At 39.8% G+C, this 19643-nt stretch carries 12 protein-coding genes; 8 read left to right on the top strand and 4 right to left on the bottom strand.

Annotation, left to right across the window (positions count from 1 at the left end):
• Positions 1–335 precede the first annotated feature (335 nt).
• Positions 336–4229 (top strand): hybrid sensor histidine kinase/response regulator transcription factor, encoded by a 3894-nt coding sequence (locus tag BacF7301_RS00230; protein WP_167959438.1) that lies wholly within the window; start codon positions 336–338, stop codon positions 4227–4229.
• 398 nt (positions 4230–4627) lie between these two features.
• Positions 4628–4984, top strand: coding sequence for a hypothetical protein (locus BacF7301_RS00235; protein WP_167959439.1), 357 nt, complete (start codon positions 4628–4630; stop codon positions 4982–4984).
• Between the two features lie 99 nt (positions 4985–5083).
• Here the strand turns inward: BacF7301_RS00235 and BacF7301_RS00240 are convergent, their stop codons facing one another.
• Complete coding sequence (locus tag BacF7301_RS00240; protein WP_167959440.1) at positions 5084–6148, bottom strand: DUF2027 domain-containing protein; 1065 nt, start codon at positions 6146–6148, stop codon at positions 5084–5086.
• A 188-nt stretch (positions 6149–6336) separates the two neighbouring features.
• Between BacF7301_RS00240 and BacF7301_RS00245 the strand changes: the two genes are divergently transcribed.
• Positions 6337–7032, top strand: coding sequence for an HAD family hydrolase (locus BacF7301_RS00245; protein ID WP_167959441.1), 696 nt, complete (start codon positions 6337–6339; stop codon positions 7030–7032).
• A 19-nt stretch (positions 7033–7051) separates the two neighbouring features.
• Here the strand turns inward: BacF7301_RS00245 and BacF7301_RS00250 are convergent, their stop codons facing one another.
• Positions 7052–7825, bottom strand: coding sequence for a response regulator transcription factor (locus tag BacF7301_RS00250; RefSeq protein ID WP_167959442.1), 774 nt, complete (start codon positions 7823–7825; stop codon positions 7052–7054).
• A 111-nt stretch (positions 7826–7936) separates the two neighbouring features.
• Between BacF7301_RS00250 and BacF7301_RS00255 the strand changes: the two genes are divergently transcribed.
• Entirely contained in the window at positions 7937–8578 is a 642-nt protein-coding gene (locus BacF7301_RS00255) for a DUF1349 domain-containing protein (protein WP_167967058.1), read from the top strand.
• A 522-nt stretch (positions 8579–9100) separates the two neighbouring features.
• On the opposite strand, the gene BacF7301_RS00260 is transcribed toward BacF7301_RS00255, so the two are convergent.
• Positions 9101–10159 carry a winged helix DNA-binding domain-containing protein gene (locus BacF7301_RS00260; protein WP_167967059.1) on the bottom strand — a complete coding sequence of 353 codons (1059 nt, stop codon included), beginning with the start codon at positions 10157–10159 and terminating at the stop codon, positions 9101–9103.
• A 45-nt stretch (positions 10160–10204) separates the two neighbouring features.
• Positions 10205–11440, bottom strand: a complete 1236-nt coding sequence (locus BacF7301_RS00265) for an ATP-binding protein (protein ID WP_167967060.1) — start codon at positions 11438–11440, stop codon at positions 10205–10207.
• Positions 11441–11645: 205 nt separating this feature from the next.
• Here BacF7301_RS00265 and BacF7301_RS00270 point away from each other — a divergent pair, with 205 nt between their 5' ends.
• From BacF7301_RS00270 to BacF7301_RS00285, 4 genes are all read left to right on the top strand, one after another.
• Positions 11646–12878: a 3-phosphoshikimate 1-carboxyvinyltransferase gene (locus BacF7301_RS00270; RefSeq protein WP_209319525.1), complete on the top strand. Its 1233-nt coding sequence runs from the start codon at positions 11646–11648 to the stop codon at positions 12876–12878.
• A 42-nt stretch (positions 12879–12920) separates the two neighbouring features.
• Positions 12921–13637 carry an SDR family NAD(P)-dependent oxidoreductase gene (locus BacF7301_RS00275; RefSeq protein WP_167959443.1) on the top strand — a complete coding sequence of 239 codons (717 nt, stop codon included), beginning with the start codon at positions 12921–12923 and terminating at the stop codon, positions 13635–13637.
• 625 nt (positions 13638–14262) lie between these two features.
• Positions 14263–17496, top strand: a complete 3234-nt coding sequence (locus BacF7301_RS00280) for a SusC/RagA family TonB-linked outer membrane protein (RefSeq protein ID WP_167967062.1) — start codon at positions 14263–14265, stop codon at positions 17494–17496.
• Positions 17497–17509: 13 nt separating this feature from the next.
• Positions 17510–19522: a RagB/SusD family nutrient uptake outer membrane protein gene (locus BacF7301_RS00285; RefSeq protein ID WP_167959444.1), complete on the top strand. Its 2013-nt coding sequence runs from the start codon at positions 17510–17512 to the stop codon at positions 19520–19522.
• Positions 19523–19643 lie beyond the last annotated feature (121 nt).

Consider the following 19643-nt stretch of genomic DNA (forward strand, 5'->3'; position numbering starts at 1 on the left):
TGTATAGAACAACCGCATGGAATTACGCTCTACATTTTCGTTTGCAATGATAGTCAATGCGACTAAAAAGTAAGGGGTAATTTCATATCAAGGTTTATGAAAATAATATCAATCCGCATTTTATCTTGGGAACAGGGCATGAATATAGCTAATAGAAACAAAGGAAAAATCGTCCGGAGTGTTAAATTTCAGTTTTCATTCGGATGAATCTGATGATTTCTATTTTTTATCGTATATTTATGACCACTTTATATCTAAAACAATAAATATCCTTTTTAAAAAGAACACTTCTTTCTATGATTAGCAAATTCTTCTTTATACTAATATTTACACTAATGGCTGAAACTATTACAGCTTTCAGTTTCCATCATATTACAGTAGAAATGGGATTAAGCAACAGCACAACTTTTTCAGTTATCAAAGATGAGAAAGGATTGATGTGGTTTTCTACAAAAGAAGGTATAGACAGATATGACGGCACTCAGTTTAAAAATTATGTTCTATATAAACCCACAGAAATAACTAAGTACGGTCTAAGAAGGAATAAATTCTATAATGATGATAACATGAACATCTGGGTATATAATTTCTATGAAGTATTCATCTATAACCGACAAAAAGACAAGTTTGATAAAAAATATTCAGTTGACAACAATAATACTATCAGAGATTTATTTGTAGACAACAAGCAAGGAATAGTTTTTCTTGCTACGGACAAAGGATTGATATGCTATGATTACAATAAAAATATTTCATATACTTATCCGGATTTGAGTTTCCCTATTATAACTTTTACCAAATATTCCGAAGACCTATTGATATCAGTACATAACAATGCCATCAGTTTTCTGAATATCAAGACCAAACAAATTGAAAAAGAAATTTTATCGACTGAACTTATTAATCAAATATCGAAGCTTCGTGACATTTCCGGCGCATGCATTGATAAAAACAAGAATATATATCTGGCATCATTGGGACAAGTCAGTTTATTCAAACCGCATGACACACAACTAAGAACCAATCCTCTATTAAATAAAGAAATTGATAAAACCGTTATTACTAAAATAGTAGCAGATAAAAATGGAGCTATATTTTTAGGAACTCCCGGCAAAGGATTGCTACAAATAGACTCACTTCTCAATCTGCAAATATCCTACTATACGAAAATTGAGAATACAAATACCAATGAAGTTAGTGACATATTTATAGAGGAAAACAACCGCTTATGGATATCAGGATATGGCATTTCATATCTAAACAGCAAGGAACTGAACTTTCAATATTACAAGAATAATGTACATGCTACGAATTGTCTATATCACAATGAGGTGCGTTCTTTTATCGAAGACAAGAATAATAATTTGTGGATAGGTACAAATTCAGGGATCAGCATTCTGAGCAATGACAGGAAAACCTGGAGTAACCTGAGTCTTCATGATATTAACAACAAATTGTCGAGTAATAAAATAACAGCACTGACCATGGATGATTCAGGCAATATCATTGCCGGGACTTCACAAGGCGAAATCATAGAGATAGACTCCCACCATTCTGTAACATTAATAGGTACTAACGGCTATGGAGTTTATAAAACCGGAATCAACGATCTTCTCATAGATGACGACGAGTTATGGTATGGCGGCGCAGGCTCATACCTCGGTTGTAAAAATCTAAAATCAGGCATTGTGCAAACTTTCCCTGTTACTAATGTATTGTGCATTATAAAAAGTAAAAATGGAAGAATAATCACTGGTGGACATAATGGAATTCACCTCATATCACACAAAAACGATATCAAGAACTATGACGCAAGCAAGTACAATATAGGTTCCATCTTTTGTATTGTCGAGGACAACGAACACAATTTGTGGTTAGCATCAGAAGGTCAAGGACTCATAAAGTTTAATTTAGCAAACGAATCATTCAAGAAATATACTTCGGCTGATGGTTTGCTTTCAGATCTTGTCTACGGAATCTTACCGGATACGTATGGAAATCTGTGGCTCAGTACAACAAAAGGAATATCCTGTTTCAATATCCAACAAGAGATATTCAGAAATTACACACCAGATGACGGACTTCCAATCAAAGAGTTTACGTACGGTTCCTACGGACAGGCAGAAAACGGTGAAATCCTGTTTGGCAGCAATAATGGCTTCCTTATATTCAATCCTAAAGAACTGTTGGATTTTGATTTAAAAACAAATCTCATCTTTACCGACTTCAAAATATTCAATAAGAAAGTACCTATAGGTGCGGAAGGCTCTCCTTTGAGCAAGTCTATTGATGAAACGAAATCTATTAAACTTGCATACAACCAAAGTTCCATTACTTTTGAGTTTTCGTCTGTCAATCTAGTGAATAAAGCAAATTACTATCGATGGAAACTGGAAGGGTTGGAACACGAATGGTCACCTATCACCAAAGAGAATTATGCCAACTACACAAATCTCAAACCTGGAAAATACACATTTATTGTCCAGTCCATCAATACCAATATACAGTCGGAAATAATAAAAAATACACGACAAATAGATATTGAAATAGCCCCTCCATTCTGGAAAACAATTTATGCATATCTAATTTACTTTATTCTGATTGCAGGAGCCTTTTATATCGCAATCAAATTCTACCTGACAAAACTGAGTGAAAACCAGGCAAAAGATAGAATCAAATTCTTTGTAAATATCGTGCATGACATTCGTACTCCGCTGTCTCTCATCAAAGCACCATTAAAAATAGCAATAAAAAAGAAGGACTTCTCTGATGAAACATTGGAGGTGCTTAAGAAAGCTAACAATAATGTTATTCAATTAACAAAACTTGTTGACCAGTTGTTAGACTTTGACAGCAAAGACCTGAAAAAGTCCAAGCTAAAATTATCCTATGTAAATATCGAACAAACTTTAAACCGTATTTGCGAGAACTTTATACCGTTAATGGAACAAAGAGGAATCATATTAACACAAAATCATCAACAGACAGAAACAATCCTACCTGTCGATATCGACAAATTAGATAAAATCCTTTTCAATCTCCTCTCCAATGCAGTGAAATATACTAAAGAAAAGGGGCATATACATTTAGAAACCAGCATTGTACACAAGAAGTTCCTTATATCTATTGCGGATGATGGCATTGGCATTCCTCAAAAAGAACAGAAATATATCTTCAAAAGATATTTCAGAGTAAAAAATGCGACAAACTCAAACAATACAGGCTTCGGTATCGGATTAATGATAGCCAAAGAACTGATAGAACTTCATGGCGGGGAAATCTGGTTTGAAAGTACAGTTAATAAAGGAACGACTTTTTACCTGACATTTCCAATAAATGTTATTCCAGCAACTGATAAAGAAGTTCATGTCCAAACAGAATCGCCTGACAATGCTCCCACATCTGAACTTACTAATGAAGAGGAATTGCCCAATAATCGTCGTCCCAAAATTATTATCGCAGAGGATAATGATGAATTAAGAAACCTGATGGTTTCGCAGATGAAAGATGAGTTCAAAATAATTGCTGTCAAGAATGGAGCAGAAGGTCTGAAAGTCGTTAATAAAACCTCTGTCGACGCAATAGTATCGGATATAATGATGCCAATAATGGAAGGTACGGAATTCTGCTTCGAGGTGAAAAATGATATAAAGACCAGTCACATACCTTTTATCCTTTTAACAGCACTTAGTTCTAACGAACATAAAACTGAAGGATATAAAATTGGAGCTGATGTTTATATGGACAAACCTGTCGACATCGATTTACTCATTAACTGTATTAAGAATCTGCTTATAAACAGAGAAAAAATAAAGGAAAAATTTATCAAAAATGAAGCTATAGCAACAGATAGTCTCAATGACACAGATAGGAAATTCGTAGACCAAGTAATGAAGATGACCGAAAGAAATATTTCCAATCCCAATTATTCTACTGAAGACTTAGAACGTGAAATTGGAATAAGCCATGCCGGACTATACCGAAAATTTAAAAAGATATTTAATACGACTCCACTTGAGTTCGTTCAACATTATCGACTTAAAAAATCCGTTGAACTTCTTCAATCGGAAAATTATAATGTGAGCGATGTAGCATATATGGTAGGCTTTTCTGATCCTAAGTATTTCAGTATTGTTTTTAAGAAATACTATGGAAAAAATGCAAGTGACTTCTTAAAGGAGAAAAGACTACCCCTGAATAAAGAAGAGAGTGCAGGAAGCGAGAGCTAGGTATAAGAAACTTCCAATAAGATCTTGCAGACAAAAGTAAGTAGACACAATACTTATCATTAGTAATATCATGTTTACCGACGAAAGCAATCTAATATCATTTTAATAGCAACAAATCCTAAAACACAATAGTTTTCCATCATCGTTTCCGCACACGTATTACAAAAACGTTTCATAAAGAAGCGTTTTTGTATCAAAAAGCATACTCCTTCTTGATTTACATCAAGAAATCAGCCCAAATAGAATCTTTTCCTTTTCTTTATTTTTGTGTTATAAAACATATTCCTACATTTGCATAGGTAAAAAGAAAAAACTAAGCGCTTAGATAGTATTTTCAATAGGTATTAGATTTGTTTTTAGGAATAGTTTTTAGGTATAACAATTAAAAAGTAGGTATTATGAAACGTATAGGATTAACATTAGTGGCAGCACTCTGTCTGACTGCTACGACTTTTGCAGCAGGAAATCAGCCTACAACTGCAAAATGGGAAGGTAACATCAACGTAAGTAAATTAGGCAAATATTTGAATTTAAATTCCGTTCAGAGCGAAGAAGTAGCAAACATTTGCGATTACTTCTCTACACAGATGTCAAAAGCCACAACAGCGAAGAAAGATAAAGAAGCAAAATTGCGCAATGCTGTTTATGGTAACTTGAAGCTGATGAAAAAGACGCTCAGCGCCGAACAGTATGCCAAATATGCTGCTTTGATGAACATTACCTTGATGAACAAAGGTATTGAACTGAATAAGTAAAATGATTAATATGTAAAAGAGAGAGAAAGGGTGGAAGCTGATAATCGGCTTCCACCCTTTTCTTTTTATATATGGTAAGTATCATTCAATCGACAAACGTTATTTAATAGTCACCATCGTAGCCCCGAATCCATATTCCTGAAAAGAAGCATCTTGATAGCGGCAATTGCTATACTTCCGTTTCAGTTCATCAAGGATAGCTTTCCGAAGCACTCCATCTCCCTTGCCATGAATAAAAACAATTTTCTGCTCACGCTTATTTTTATAGTTTTCCATCACTTCACGAAACTTATCCAATTGATAATTCAAGATTTCGGCATTCCCCATACCTAGAGTATCATCCAGCAAAGAATCAATGTGAAGGTCTATTTCAACAATTCCACTTTTTCCACCATGGGCATGGTTAGGTTTCACGATAGGTTGCGACTTCGGTTTATCTGCCGTTTTTTTCTGCAACAAAGCAACTTGAATTTCTTCCGCCGAAACATAGACTTGCTTTGCAGGCATATCATCCTTCACAATATCGTAAATCAAAGCAGGTTCTTCAAAGAAGTCGGAATTACTGAATGTATGCAGTTTATAGAACTTCACAGTATCAATCCGTATCTCAACGCTGGCAACCGGTTTGATAGCCGCAGGCTTACCGTCCTTGAAAGCTATCAGTTGTACAGCCACCCGTTCCATTTCATTCAACATGTCTTTCGTAAACTCTTCCAGCAGCAACTTTGTATTTGGTTCCACCAAACCATGCGAACGGTTTTTCCAAGCCTTTCCTTCCGCACTCAAATAGGTATAATACAGATAATAATTACTATCGTTCACCAGATAAGTCTCGAAAGGAGTAGTCATCATAGCCTTTGCATCTTCGGGCACATAAGCAAGAAATACATTCAAGGTATCTCCTCCACGCACTTCCGGCTGACGCTGAATGACAGGCATTTCCGGTTTTGACGGTTTCACAGGTTCTTGCGGTTTCGGAGTCGATGTGCTTGATTTATGTTTTATATTATAGTCATCTGTTTCAATCACTACACACTCACGTATCGGCATAGGAATATCAAATCCATCCGCATCTTCAACCAAAACAAAATCCTTTCCTTTGAATCCTGTCACAATTCCACCGCCTACCTCACTGAGGAAGCGTACTTTATCTCCTATTTTCATCGTTGTACATTCAATTAAAGTTCAAACTAAAAAACGAGTAACAAAGATAGGTATTTCTATGAAATTAAATCGGGATTCGTTGCTAAAAACAAGATTCGCATCTATATTCGTCTTTTTATTTTAACTTTGCAACATTAAAAGAAAAAACTTATATCTAAAAAAAGTCCGATAAATCACACTAAGAATCAATGAAAGAATTTATTAAAGTGATAGCCTTTGATGCTGACGACACTCTGTGGAGCAATGAACCCTTTTTTCAGGAAGTAGAACAGCAATATGTCCGCCTGTTGGAGCCTTATGGTATCCCAAAAGAAATTTCAGCCGCATTATTTCAAACGGAAATGAATAACCTGAAGATTCTCGGATATGGCGCCAAAGCTTTCACTATTTCTATGATTGAAACAGCCTTGCGAATTAGTGAACAAAAGATTTCGGCCGATACTATTCAACAGATCATTGCTTTGGGAAAGTCATTATTAGAAATGCCCATTGAATTATTGCCGGGAGTAAAGGAAACACTCAAAGCTTTAAAAGAACAAGGAAAATATAAACTGGTAGTTGCCACTAAGGGCGATTTGCTGGATCAAGAAAATAAATTGGAACGTTCCGGTTTAGCTTCTTATTTTGACCATATAGAGGTGATGTCCGATAAAACGGAGAAAGAATATCTCCGGTTATTGAATATCCTGCAAATCGCTCCTTCTGAATTTGTAATGGTCGGCAATTCATTGAAATCGGATATCCAACCCGTTTTATCCTTAGGCGGATACGGGATACATGTTCCTTTCGAAGTAATGTGGCAACATGAAGTGGTGGAAACATTCATTCATGCACACCTCAAGCAAGTGAAAAGCCTGGATGAATTACCGGCAGTATTTGAGTAGACAGATACAATTATTCTTTTTACAACAACTTCATCAATTCAGCGGCCCGGCACGCTTCAATCGAATTACCGACAGAAAGTTTTTCCAGGATATTCTGCCGGTGTCGGTTGACTGTATTCACACTAATATATAGAGTGGCAGCTATCTCCTTGCTTGACAGTCCTTTGCGTATACAACGAAGTATCTCCTTTTCACGTTCGGATAGTATGTGGGTATGTTCTTCCGAGAGGAAAAACGTCTCTACTTCTCCGTGTTCCATATGAGTAATTGTAGGATATATTCCTTTCTCTGTCCGCTGGTCTGCCGCCAAGGTATAAAGACAGAATATCAGCCACACACTCCCGGAAGGAGTATTTTCCATGATTTGAACCAGATTGTCTATATACTGATATTCCCCTTTCTCATTCATCATACGCAACCTGCACCTTCCACGATACTTCAAGCGTTCTTCGGGTGATGACGAAAAAGTTTTCTGAAAGAATTTATATTCCAACAAACGTTTCTCTACCAAATCTTCAGGATGAATGCGCCGATAGATACAATCTTCATCCATCGAGTCAATGACGCTTAATGCCGCTTCTTCAGGAGTCAGCCCTAAGAAATGCGCCCACGGATGGACAGAAACATAGCTTTTCCTGTTTGAAAGGTCAGAAATCACAGCACACCCGCCGTTTATCTCCGTTAATGAACGAATGAATTGCCGATGACGTTCAACGGTTTCATTATTCAGTGTTTCGTGAGCTATCGGCTGCGTAGCATACACTTCATCAATTTCTTTTTGTAATACGTCCATCCTGCAAAATGGTTATTATTCAGTATTGTTACACAAAAAGGCGTGCACTACCTTTGTCCCACAAAGATAATCAAATAAGAAACAACCATGAAACTTTTAAAAACCAAAATCATGTCAATAGCCTTGCTGGCAATAACAACTTCGACTATGGGACAAAATCTGAATAAAATGAACTGGCTGAATGAGCCTCAACAATGGGAGATAAAAGAAGGTAAAACCTTAGTTATGGACGTGCCGGCAAAAACCGACTTCTGGAGAATCTCCCACTATGGATTTACCGTAGATGACGGACCTTTCTATTATGCTACTTATGGCGGAGAATTCGAAGTGAAAGTAAAAATCACCGGCAACTACGTGACCACTTTCGACCAAATGGGACTAATGCTGCGCATTGACCATGAAAACTGGATAAAGGCCGGAGTGGAATACGTTGACGGCAAACAGAATGTAAGTGCCGTGGTAACACACCGCACGAGCGACTGGAGCGTAGTACAATTACCGGATGCTCCCCGCTCTTTATGGATAAAAGCAATCCGCCGACTGGATGCTGTGGAAATATTCTTCTCGCGTGATGACAAAGAATATACCATGATGCGCACTTGCTGGTTGCAGGATAATTGTCCTGTCATGGTAGGTCTGATGGGCGCTTGTCCGGACGGAAAGGGATTTACCGCTACATTCGAAGAATTCAAAGTAACTCCGTTAGCTGACCAGCGAAGACTGGAGTGGGCAAAGAAGCAACAAAATAAATAAAAGCTCCATCTAAAAATGTTCTATTTTTAAGATTAACAGACAATAAAGTTGATATTAGTTTTGCCAAACAGAATAATTTCCGCATAAAATATTGCAAGATTATGCGGTTTCAGAGAACTTTTCGCATGAAAAAGGTTAAAATATACACTATTTACAAGTATATAGTAAGTGGTTTCTCGGTGTGAAACTATCTGTTCCTCGGTGAGAAACAAACTGTTTCACACCGAGGAACAAATCATTTCTTCTAAAGAAACATATAAAATCATAGTTCAGCCACTATTTCAACTCTAATAGACATCAAATACAGGTCGGAATCCATATAACAATTCGAAACAGACAGCAACTATATCAGATACAATCTATTCATTTCAGAACAACAAATAATCATTTTAGCTTATTATTACCAAATTCTAATATCATATAGACATTCATCAAACAGAATTCATTCCCATTTTTCTATTCTTTCTGAATATTGTTTGTATATTTGAGAAAATGCAATGATAAAATATACGTTTTTTCATACTATCCTAAAAATCGTATATACTTATCTTTCTCCTGATTCAGTTCAACTTCTTCTACACAATCATTTGACCGAAACCACGAATGTTCTATCGCTGCACTTCCTTTTTTAGCAGACTTACTCCAATTTCCTATCACCTGTCCCTCATGAAGAATAACCGGATAAAACAGGCCATTATTGGTAAATGCTTTCGGATAATGCTCTTTTGGCAAAACATCCGTCCGGTCTTTGTATCCCAGCAGATACTCATCGTACGAAGGAAGAAGATGCAAACTACCGGAGACTTTGCCGCGCGTCCGGCACGTCTCATGAATATACCATGTCTGTCCATTCCATTGTTCTGCCGTCAATTCCGAATCAATTAGATAGATAGCCTGCCTGGCATCCGACACGGGCAGCCCCGACCACCAAATAAAATCCTGCAACACCGCCGGAGCATGACTGCGGAAATAGCTCCTCGCCAAACGTGCCAACGCTTCATCTTTTGTAATTTCCGGCTTTGGCGGCACCCGTTCCTCCAAAAGAGCATAAGTACATTTTCCGCCTTTATCTTCTCCGCTACAAATAATACCTTCCTGCTCCGCACGTGCCATAAAGCGGGTCATGCGATGATTATCAGCCTCAGCCAGAATCCCCGAACGACAAAAGTGCTCAGTAATCTCCTGCTTGGTCAGACTTTTATTTCCGCAAAGAATCTTCTCCAACAGATTATAACTTTTAGAATAAAGCTCATCAGTTATTTCCAAATCATACCCTTTGGCAAAAGAATCATTAGCCGACTTGATACGCTGGGCGGACAATTTCAACATCCAGCGAATATCCTCGGCAGCTACAAGATGCCACGTCGGACGCATTACATGTGTTCGCAGAATCTCACCATCTCGCAAAGCCTTCTCCACAGTCTGAATAGTAGCCGACTTTAATCGCATTCCCACCGCCCATTTTACCATGGGATAATTTTGCGCCTGCATAGCTCCCATCCAGGACACAAGTTCCTTCGGTTGGCAGAAAAGTGGATTCAACAACTGCTGGTTCTGTAAACGGATATTCGGTATTTTCATCATACTAATTTATTTTAGATTGGTAAAAATGCTACTGTCCCTTGGTCAAATAACACGAGTAATGGAATGTGATAAAACAGATGACAAGAAGTCTCTGATATAAATATGCTCGATACCTTCATAAGTATTTTCAAACAGTTTTTCTCCAGACACTACTACTTTCGGATAATTATCTTTAATCCTCAGCAAATTTCCGAATTCCCTTTCAATAGTTTCCGGTTTAGAAAGTTCCAGAGAGACTTGTACATAAAGAATCTCTCCGTTCCGCTTACAGACAAAATCAATTTCTTCTGTACCAAATGTCCCAATTTTCACATCATATCCACTATACACTAAGTGGTTATATACCAGATTTTCCAAACGCATCGCCCGGTCCTGCGGCTTATATCCCGCTATCACATTGCGAACTCCCATATTTTCAAAATAGTATTTCTCTCCCCTCTCGAATAGTTTCTTTCCTACAATATCATATCTTCCTACTCTGTGTACAATAAAAGCATCCGATAAAGCCATTGCATACTCACTCACGACGTAAGGAGAAATATCGACTTTTTGGCTTTTCAGAAAGTCACTGATACTCTTGCTGGAAAATAAGTTGCCAATATTACCTGCCAAAAACGAAACTAGCTGTTCCAAAAAGACCGTATTCCTTATATTCTTTCTTTGAATCACATCTTTTAATATAATAGTAGAGTAAATACTCCTCAAATACTCCATAACAACAAATTCTTCCATCGGCAAATGTATCAGATAAGGCAACCCTCCGTAATGAATGTATTTTTCCAATGACGCATCCGTATTCTCCAGTTCATGGAAATCTAAAAATTCTATATACGACAAACTATAAACCACAAACTCGATATACCGACCTCCCAACTCGTTCGCCAAATCACTGGAAAATATTTCCGAATTACTTCCTGTTACATATATATCATTGTTATCATCCAATGCCAACGAACGAATAGCCAATCTAAAATCTTGTATTTCCTGTATTTCATCTACAAAGATATAATTCATTCTATCATCTACCGATTTTGAAAGGATATAATCATTCAATTCTTTATAAGTCTTTATATCCACGAAATTGACATCTTCCTTATTTATATAGATAATATTCGCATCGCTCTCTTCTTTTCGTATCAGTTCCATCAATTGATACAAAATAAAACTTTTGCCGACACGGCGATGACCAACCAATACTTTCACTAATGTTTTCCTCATAAAAGGTTTAATGCGGTCAACATAAGTGTTTCTCTGTTTTATTATTCGAGGAGTTTTCATCATCTTTCTTTTTAAATATAATTGTAATCCATCACAAATATAGCATTTATTTTAAATACGATTGAAGTTTTCTGATATTTTATTCTCTATTTCAAATACGATTGTAATTCCCCTATTCTAATTTTTCTATTCTTTTTCTAACCTTATGGCTGCATATATAGCAATTTATGACTATTTTTGTCACCTCAAACCAAAGAAGATAGAAATGATGCTCTATAAACTCATCCCTCCTCCAGCGGTCAAAGCAACGATTCAGTTGCCGGCTTCCAAAAGTATCAGTAACCGCGCATTAATTATCAATGCGCTGGGTAAAGGGAGTTATCCACCGGAAAACCTGTCCGATTGTGACGATACATGTGTGATGATAAAAGCCCTCATCGAAAGTAAAGAAACGATTGACATCATGGCCGCCGGAACCGCCATGCGCTTTCTGACAGCCTATCTGAGTGTCACACCGGGAGAACGGATTATCACAGGCACAGCACGTATGCAGCAGCGCCCCATACAAATATTGGTCAATGCCCTTCGTGAATTGGGAGCGGAAATAAGCTATACCCATAATGAAGGATTCCCCCCTTTACGCATAAAAGGCGCAGAACTGAAAGGGAACGAGATTACGTTGAAAGGGAATGTCAGCTCCCAATATATTTCAGCTTTGTTGATGATAGGTCCGGCACTTAAAAACGGGTTGGTTCTACATCTGAGCGGAGAGATTATCTCGCGTCCTTACATCAACCTGACATTACAGTTAATGCAGGATTTCGGTGCCAAAGCAGCATGGACTTCTTCGGACAGTATCTCCGTAGCTCCACAGCTTTATACAAGCATTCCGTTTACAGTAGAAAGCGACTGGAGCGCAGCTTCTTATTGGTATCAAATTGCAGCATTATCCCCCAAAGCAGAAATTGAGTTATTGGGATTATTCCGCAATAGTTATCAGGGAGACAGTCGCGGTGCGGAAGTTTTCTCACGGTTGGGAATAACCACAGAGTTTACCGCTAAAGGAGTTAAGCTCAAAAAGACAGGGAAAGCACCGGAAAGATTGGAAGAAGACTTCATTGATATACCTGATTTGGCACAGACATTCGTGGTTACTTGTGCCCTAATTAACATTCCTTTCCGCTTCACAGGATTGCAAAGTCTGAAAATAAAAGAAACCGACCGTATTGCCGCTTTAAGGAATGAACTGAAAAAGCTGGGATACCTTATCGAAGAAGAGAATGACAGCGTATTAATGTGGAACGGCGGACGATGTGAACCGGAAAAAACTCCCGTAATTACAACATACGAAGACCATCGGATGGCTATGGCATTTGCTCCGGCAATAATCTGCCACCCTACTATGCGGATTGCTGACCCGCAAGTCGTTACCAAATCATATCCCGGATATTGGAAAGACTTGAAACAAGCCGGATTTCAGATTATAAACGAAGATTAATAGCCAGATATAGTGGAAGATTTCAAGAAAGATACTCCCCGGATGAAGAAAATACTAATTATAGGCGCAACTTCCGGTATTGGCCGCGGGCTGGCGGAAGCATATGTTCAAGAAGATTGCTTCATCGGCATTACAGGTCGCAGAGAAAACCTGCTACAAGAGATTTGCGCTCAGGACAAAGACAAACTATTCTATCAAGTATGCGACATCACCGATACGCAAACCACTATCCAATGTCTGGAAACGCTCGTACAGGAAATGGGCGGAATGGATATACTGATTATCTGTGCCGGAACGGGAGAACTCAACCCCGAACTTTCTTACCAACTGGAAGAACCTACTTTATTGACCAATGTAATAGGGTTCACCAACATAGCCGATTGGGGATTCCGGCACTTTGAGCAGCAGAAAAGCGGACATTTAGTCACTATTTCTTCCGTAGGCGGTACGCGTGGCAGTGGTGAAGCTCCTGCTTATAATGCTTCAAAAGCATATCAAATCAACTATATGGAAGGATTAAGACAGAAAGCAACCAAGTCCCCTTACCCTATTCACACAACAGATATCCGTCCGGGATTTGTAGACACCGCGATGGCAAAAGGAGAGGGATTATTTTGGGTCACCCCGGTAGACAAAGCCGTGAAACAGATAAAAAGAGCTATCCGCAAAAAAAGGAAAGTGGCTTTCATCTCCAAAAGGTGGAGATATGTAGCTATTCTATTCCGCCATTTGCCATCAGCTATTTATTGCCGGATGTAATAACAAGCGTCCTCAAATCGTATGTTGTCCAAGTTAATCTCTTAAAAAACATCTAACCTGACTATTCAAATGGATAGCAGTAGCTACCAGATTCCAGTCATGACCGAAGCCCTAACAGAAAATCATCTACAACAATTACACTTAATCCACAAAGAAACAATCTTATCACAAATAGGATAGATTTACAAATTCAATAATTAATTTCGGGGTAATAAGTTCTTCCAGAACTAGGATGATTGATTAAATTAGAATTAACACCACAAATATATAATATATTTTAATACATCGCACTTATTTACGAAATAAATATCAATTTAAGCAACTATATTTCTCTTTTATGGCACTATAATGTCGATTTTGCAATATTTTTTTGCTGTTAGTAGACCTTCATTTTTTATATAATTATTATCTCATTCGAAACAAACAAGTAGAAAATAGATATAAAATGGGTAGAAAACAAGTCGAAAAAAAAGGCTGACAGAGCACTAAGTTTTTGAATTTAAGTTTGTTGATTCCGCATTTAGGATGGGTAATAAGTTCTGGAAGAACTTATTAAAAGGCAATTCCGGATTCCAGGAAAAACTTTAAATTCAATGCTATGTTAAAACAACTAAAGTCAGTTAGCATGTTGCTGTTTCTACTGGCAGTGCCGGCAGGAACAGTTTATTCGGAGACTGGTGGAAGCACGCTCAAAGTTTCCACAGTACAGCAGAATCGTGTCTGTAAAGGCGTAGTAAAAGACGCAACAGGTGAAACCATCATCGGCGCATCCGTTGTAGTGAAAGGCACAACGAACGGTACGATTACCGGACTTGACGGTGATTTCTCTTTAAACAATGTAAATACAGGAGACATTATCGTAATCTCTTTCGTAGGTTATCAGACTCAAGAAGTCAAATTTACAGGACAATCCTTGAATATCATTCTAAAAGACGACACACAGACACTTGATGAAGTTGTCGTTGTCGCCTTCGGTACACAAAAGAAAGTGAATGTGACAGGAGCCGTATCTACCGTAGGAGCGAAAGAAATTGCGGCACGTCCTGTTAATTCTACTATCGAAGCTCTACAAGGAGTAGTTCCGGGCATGAACATCTCAACCGGTGATGGCGGCGGTTCCCTGGGTTCTGACAAAAAATTCAACATCCGCGGTGTCGGAACAATCGGTGCCGGCTCGAAGGTAGAACCATTGGTACTCATTGATGGCATGGAAGGAGACATGAACGCCATCAATCCGCAAGACATTGAGAATATTTCCGTACTGAAAGATGCTGCCGCTTCTTCCATCTATGGTTCGCGTGCACCGGGTGGCGTTATCCTGATTACAACCAAGAAAGGTAAAGCGGGAAAGACAGTTGTCAACTATAACAACAACTTCCGCTTTGTATCTCCTTTGAATATGCCGGAGATGGCAGATTCTTACAATTTCGCCCTTGCCATCAACGACCAGTTGACCAATGGCGGACAAACACCGATGTATAGCTCCACCAAACTGCAACAAATCCTGGATTATCAGGCAGGAAAAAGCACACAGTATATGTGGGCGACCGACGCAGGAAGATGGAATTCATTCGATGACCCCCAACGCAAGGATGTGATGCCTACCGGCAATACCGACTGGCTGAAAACATTGTTTGGCGACAGTTTCACTCACGAACACTCACTGAGCGTAAACGGCGGTACGGATAAAATACAATATTATCTTTCTGCCAATTATCTGGACCAAGGCGGTTTGTTGGAGTATGGCGACGATAACAAACAACGCTATTCTTTTACGGCAAAAATCAATGCCGACCTTACCAAATGGTTGAAGATTAGTTATAGTATGCGTTTCAACCGTACAGACTATGAAGCGCCTTCCTATGCCGGGGGTGAAATCAAGAGTAATGTATTCTATTTCGATGCATGCCGTTACTGGCCTGTCATTCCGGTAGTAGACCCGAATGGATACTATACCGTTGAATCCAAGATTTACCAATTGACAGAAGGCGGTCGCTATAAATCACAGAAAGACGTGATGGCCCATCAACTTGCTTTCCTTATAGAGCCTATCAAAGACTGGAAAATCAATGTGGAACTGAACTACCGTTCCAACTATGATTTCGACCATACCGACAAACAAACCGTTTATGGCTATGATGTGAACAAGAACCCTTACATAGTAGAAAACCAGACTTCCAGTGTTACAGAATATGCTTATAAGAGTAACTTCTTCAACCCGAACATCTTTACCGAATACAACAAATCATTGGAAAGCGGGCATAACTTTAAAGTAATGCTGGGTTTCCAGAGCGAGCTATTCAAACAACGTGATATCACCGCTTCCCAAGACGGCATCATGTCGGGAGTAGCCACCTTGAACACCACCCAGACGAATGCACAAAACAGAGGTGGGTATTCCGAATGGGCAACAGCCGGTTTCTTCGGACGTGTTAACTATGACTACAAAGGACGTTATCTGGCAGAAGTCAACATGCGCTATGACGGAACATCACGTTTCCTCAGAGATAACCGCTGGAATCTGTTCCCGTCATTCTCTTTGGGATGGAACATTGCCCGCGAAGCATTCTTCGAAGACCTGACCGACTTAATCAGCACATTCAAAATTCGTGGTTCATGGGGTGAACTGGGCAACCAGAATACAGACAACTGGTATCCGTTCTATCGCACCATCGACATCAACAAAGACCAATGGGGAAATTACGCATTAGGCGGCTGGCTGGTGAATGGCGCAAAACCGAATATTTCCAAAGAATCTGCATTGGTATCTTCCTTGCTGACTTGGGAAAAGACACAAACATTGGATTTAGGCTTCGACCTGTCCATGCTCAACAATCGCTTGAACGTGACATTCGACTACTTCCAACGCAAATCAAAAGATATGGTAGGCCCTGCCCCCGAACTTCCCAATCTCTTAGGTATCGACGTGCCTAAAGTAAACAACCTCGATATGACTTCCAAAGGTTGGGAAATACAGGTAAACTGGCGCGACCAGATTCGTGACTTCAAGTATGGTGTCACCTTGTCACTATCAGACAACCAGGTTGTTATCGACAGATATCCCAACCCGTCAAACACAATTCTGGATAAGGACAATAAAAACACCTATTATGCAGGAGCCCATGTAGGCGACATATGGGGCTTCCAGACTATCGGCATCGCAAAGACCGACCAGGAAATGAAAGACCATCTGGCCACCATGACCAATGGCGCACAAGATGTACTGGGTTCCGGATGGGGAGCCGGTGATATCATGTATGCCGATGTGAACGGAGACGGCCAGATTAGCAGAGGGAACAAAACCTTGGCGGATCATGGCGACTTGAAAAAGATAGGCAACAGCACGCCACGCTATAACTTCGGACTGAACCTGGATGCCGCCTGGAAAGGATTTGACCTGAAATTATTCTTCCAGGGAACCATGAAACGTGATTATATGCCGGACGGCGGTTCCACTATGTTCTGGGGAGCAGTGGGCTACTGGCAGACCAACTTCTTCAAGCAACATCTGGATTACTTCCGTGGAGAAAGCACAACCAATCCGTTGGGTCCCAACCTGGGCGGTTATTATCCGCGTCCTCTTGAAAACGACAGAAACCGCAACCCGCAAACCCGTTATTTGCAGAATGCAGCTTATTGCCGTCTGAAGAATGTGACTTTAGGCTATACGTTACCTAAATCACTGACAGAAAAATTCTGTGTGAATAACCTGCGTTTCTTTGTTTCGGCAGAGAACTTATTTACTATTACCAGCCTGGCTGACACGTTCGACCCCGAAACTGTCGGTATCGGCAACTGGGACGGATGTACCTATCCACTATCCAAGACTGTATCATTCGGTTTAAGTGCAACATTTTAAATGACAGACGATTATGAAAAGACATATCAAACTTTTGACAATAGGAACATTGCTGTTGGGCGGACTGACCGGTTGCAATGATTTTCTGGACAGGGAACCACTGGATAAGGTTATTCCCGAAAAATACTTCGCATCCGAAAGCGATTTGGCTGCATACACCATCAATGCTTATCCGTTTGAAACAGTGACGGACGCGTATGGCATCAACTTCTTCGGCAAAGATAACGATACTGATAACCAAGCCAGCGGTGACTCTCCGGAATTCTGGATACCCGGACAGAAGAAAGTGCCATCGGGTGAAGGCGAATGGGACTGGAAGAAGATACGTGCCTGCAACTATTTCTTTGACAACACCTTGCCTAATTTTGAAGCGGGTACTATCACTGGTAATCAGGATAATGTGAAACATTATATCGGTGAAATGTACGTGATTCGTGCATACAATTATTATAAATTGCTGGCTTCTCTGGGAGATTTGCCTATCGTCACTACTGCACTACCCGATGTGGAAGAGACGTTGATTGAATCCAGCAAACGCCAACCACGTAACAAGGTAGCACGTTTCATCCTGGACGATTTGCAGAAAGCGACTGAGTTACTGCTTGATAAAGCTCCGGGCGGCAAGAATCGTATCAGCAGAAACGTAGCACACTTGCTGCGTGCACGTGTCGCCCTCTTCGAAGCTACCTGGGAGAAGTATCATAAGGGAACAGCATTTGTACCCGGTGGAAAAGGATGGCCGGGCAATTCCGCAGACGTAAGTGGTTTCAATATTGACACCGAGATAGCTTATTTCCTTGACGAAGCTATGAAATCTTCAAAAGTAGTAGGCGACTATATCGTCGGAAAACTGGCTGATAATACCGACACCCCCGAAGGTATGAATTCCAGTCTGGTTTCTATCAACCCTTATTACACCATGTTCTGCGATGAAAACATGGAAGGGTATGATGAAATATTGATGTGGAAACAGTTCAAGGAAGGACTGGTGACCAGCAACTTGCAGATGGAACTGGAACGTAACGGCGGTGGTTCCGGATGGACGCGAGGTATGGTCAACTCTTTCCTGATGCGTAACGGGCTTCCTATTTATGCAGCCGGTTCGGGTTATGATACCGAATGGGAAAAAGAAGGCATAAACTCTACTTTAAAGAATCGTGATTCACGTATTGTCATCTTTACCAAAAAAACGGGTGACGCTAACACTGAAAACAAAGGTGACGTAAACTACTACGGCAATGACGGTACTCCCAGCTACTGCACAATCCGTTTCATCTATGGCGACAAGGGAAGCCTTGCGACAACAGGTTTTATCATCAAAAAAGGCAAGCATTACTCCAGCCACATGGCCAACGACCATAGTTCAGGGACATCGGGCGGCATTGTTTTCCGTGCAGCGGAAGCTATGCTGATTTACATGGAAGCTTCGTATGAAAAAAATGGTAGAATCGACGGAACGGCCGACGGATATTGGAAGGCTTTACGCCGACGTGCCAAAGTGAATGAAGACTATAATAAGACAATCACTGCAACAATAATGAGTGAAGAAGCCAAAGGTGATTTCGCGGCTTATTCTCACGGTCAACTGATAGATGCGACATTATATAATATCCGTCGCGAACGCCGCAACGAACTTTGCGCAGAGGCCTTGCGCTGGGAAGACTTGAAACGCTGGCGTGCTTGTGACCAGTTGATATCCAAACCTTACCGTGTGGAAGGTATGTTGTACTGGGGAAGTAAATATGAAGAGCAACTGAAAGATTTATGTAAAGTAGACCCGGCAGAAGGTAATATGTCCTCATCCGATTTAAGTAAATATATCCTTCCGTACGAGAAGATTACGAAGAATAATCTGATTGCAGGGCAGAAAGGTTTCCTCTTCACACCGGCTCACTATTTGAATCCGATAGGTATGGCAGTATTCCGCCAGACAGCTTCGGATAAGAATGACTTTGCCAGTTCGGTCGTTTATCAGAACCCTGGATGGAAGATTGAAGGAGATACCGGTGCACAACCAGTAGAATAACCCAAAAATGATTAAAGCCCGACCTTCGGGGTTATGTTATACAAATAAATCGACCTTAATATTATAAATATATCGCCTGATTATCTGTCATTCTGAACGCAGTGAAGAATCCCCCACTCCT

It is taken from the genome of Bacteroides faecium, from assembly GCF_012113595.1.
GTDB classification, from domain to species: Bacteria; Bacteroidota; Bacteroidia; order Bacteroidales; family Bacteroidaceae; genus Bacteroides; species Bacteroides faecium.

What these genes read in the sequence shown, in the direction of transcription:
- BacF7301_RS00235 (WP_167959439.1), top strand. Translation starts at nt 4,628, where the DNA reads ATGAAACGTATAGGATTAACATTAGTGGCAGCACTCTGTCTGACTGCT.
- BacF7301_RS00270 (WP_209319525.1), top strand. Translation starts at nt 11,646, where the DNA reads ATGATGCTCTATAAACTCATCCCTCCTCCAGCGGTCAAAGCAACGATT.
- BacF7301_RS00245 (WP_167959441.1), top strand. Translation starts at nt 6,337, where the DNA reads ATGAAAGAATTTATTAAAGTGATAGCCTTTGATGCTGACGACACTCTG.
- BacF7301_RS00240 (WP_167959440.1), bottom strand. Translation starts at nt 6,148, where the DNA reads ATGAAAATAGGAGATAAAGTACGCTTCCTCAGTGAGGTAGGCGGTGGA.
- BacF7301_RS00275 (WP_167959443.1), top strand. Translation starts at nt 12,921, where the DNA reads ATGAAGAAAATACTAATTATAGGCGCAACTTCCGGTATTGGCCGCGGG.
- BacF7301_RS00230 (WP_167959438.1), top strand. Translation starts at nt 336, where the DNA reads ATGGCTGAAACTATTACAGCTTTCAGTTTCCATCATATTACAGTAGAA.
- BacF7301_RS00260 (WP_167967059.1), bottom strand. Translation starts at nt 10,159, where the DNA reads ATGAAAATACCGAATATCCGTTTACAGAACCAGCAGTTGTTGAATCCA.
- BacF7301_RS00250 (WP_167959442.1), bottom strand. Translation starts at nt 7,825, where the DNA reads ATGGACGTATTACAAAAAGAAATTGATGAAGTGTATGCTACGCAGCCG.
- BacF7301_RS00255 (WP_167967058.1), top strand. Translation starts at nt 7,937, where the DNA reads ATGTCAATAGCCTTGCTGGCAATAACAACTTCGACTATGGGACAAAAT.
- BacF7301_RS00265 (WP_167967060.1), bottom strand. Translation starts at nt 11,440, where the DNA reads ATGAAAACTCCTCGAATAATAAAACAGAGAAACACTTATGTTGACCGC.
- BacF7301_RS00285 (WP_167959444.1), top strand. Translation starts at nt 17,510, where the DNA reads ATGAAAAGACATATCAAACTTTTGACAATAGGAACATTGCTGTTGGGC.
- BacF7301_RS00280 (WP_167967062.1), top strand. Translation starts at nt 14,263, where the DNA reads ATGTTGCTGTTTCTACTGGCAGTGCCGGCAGGAACAGTTTATTCGGAG.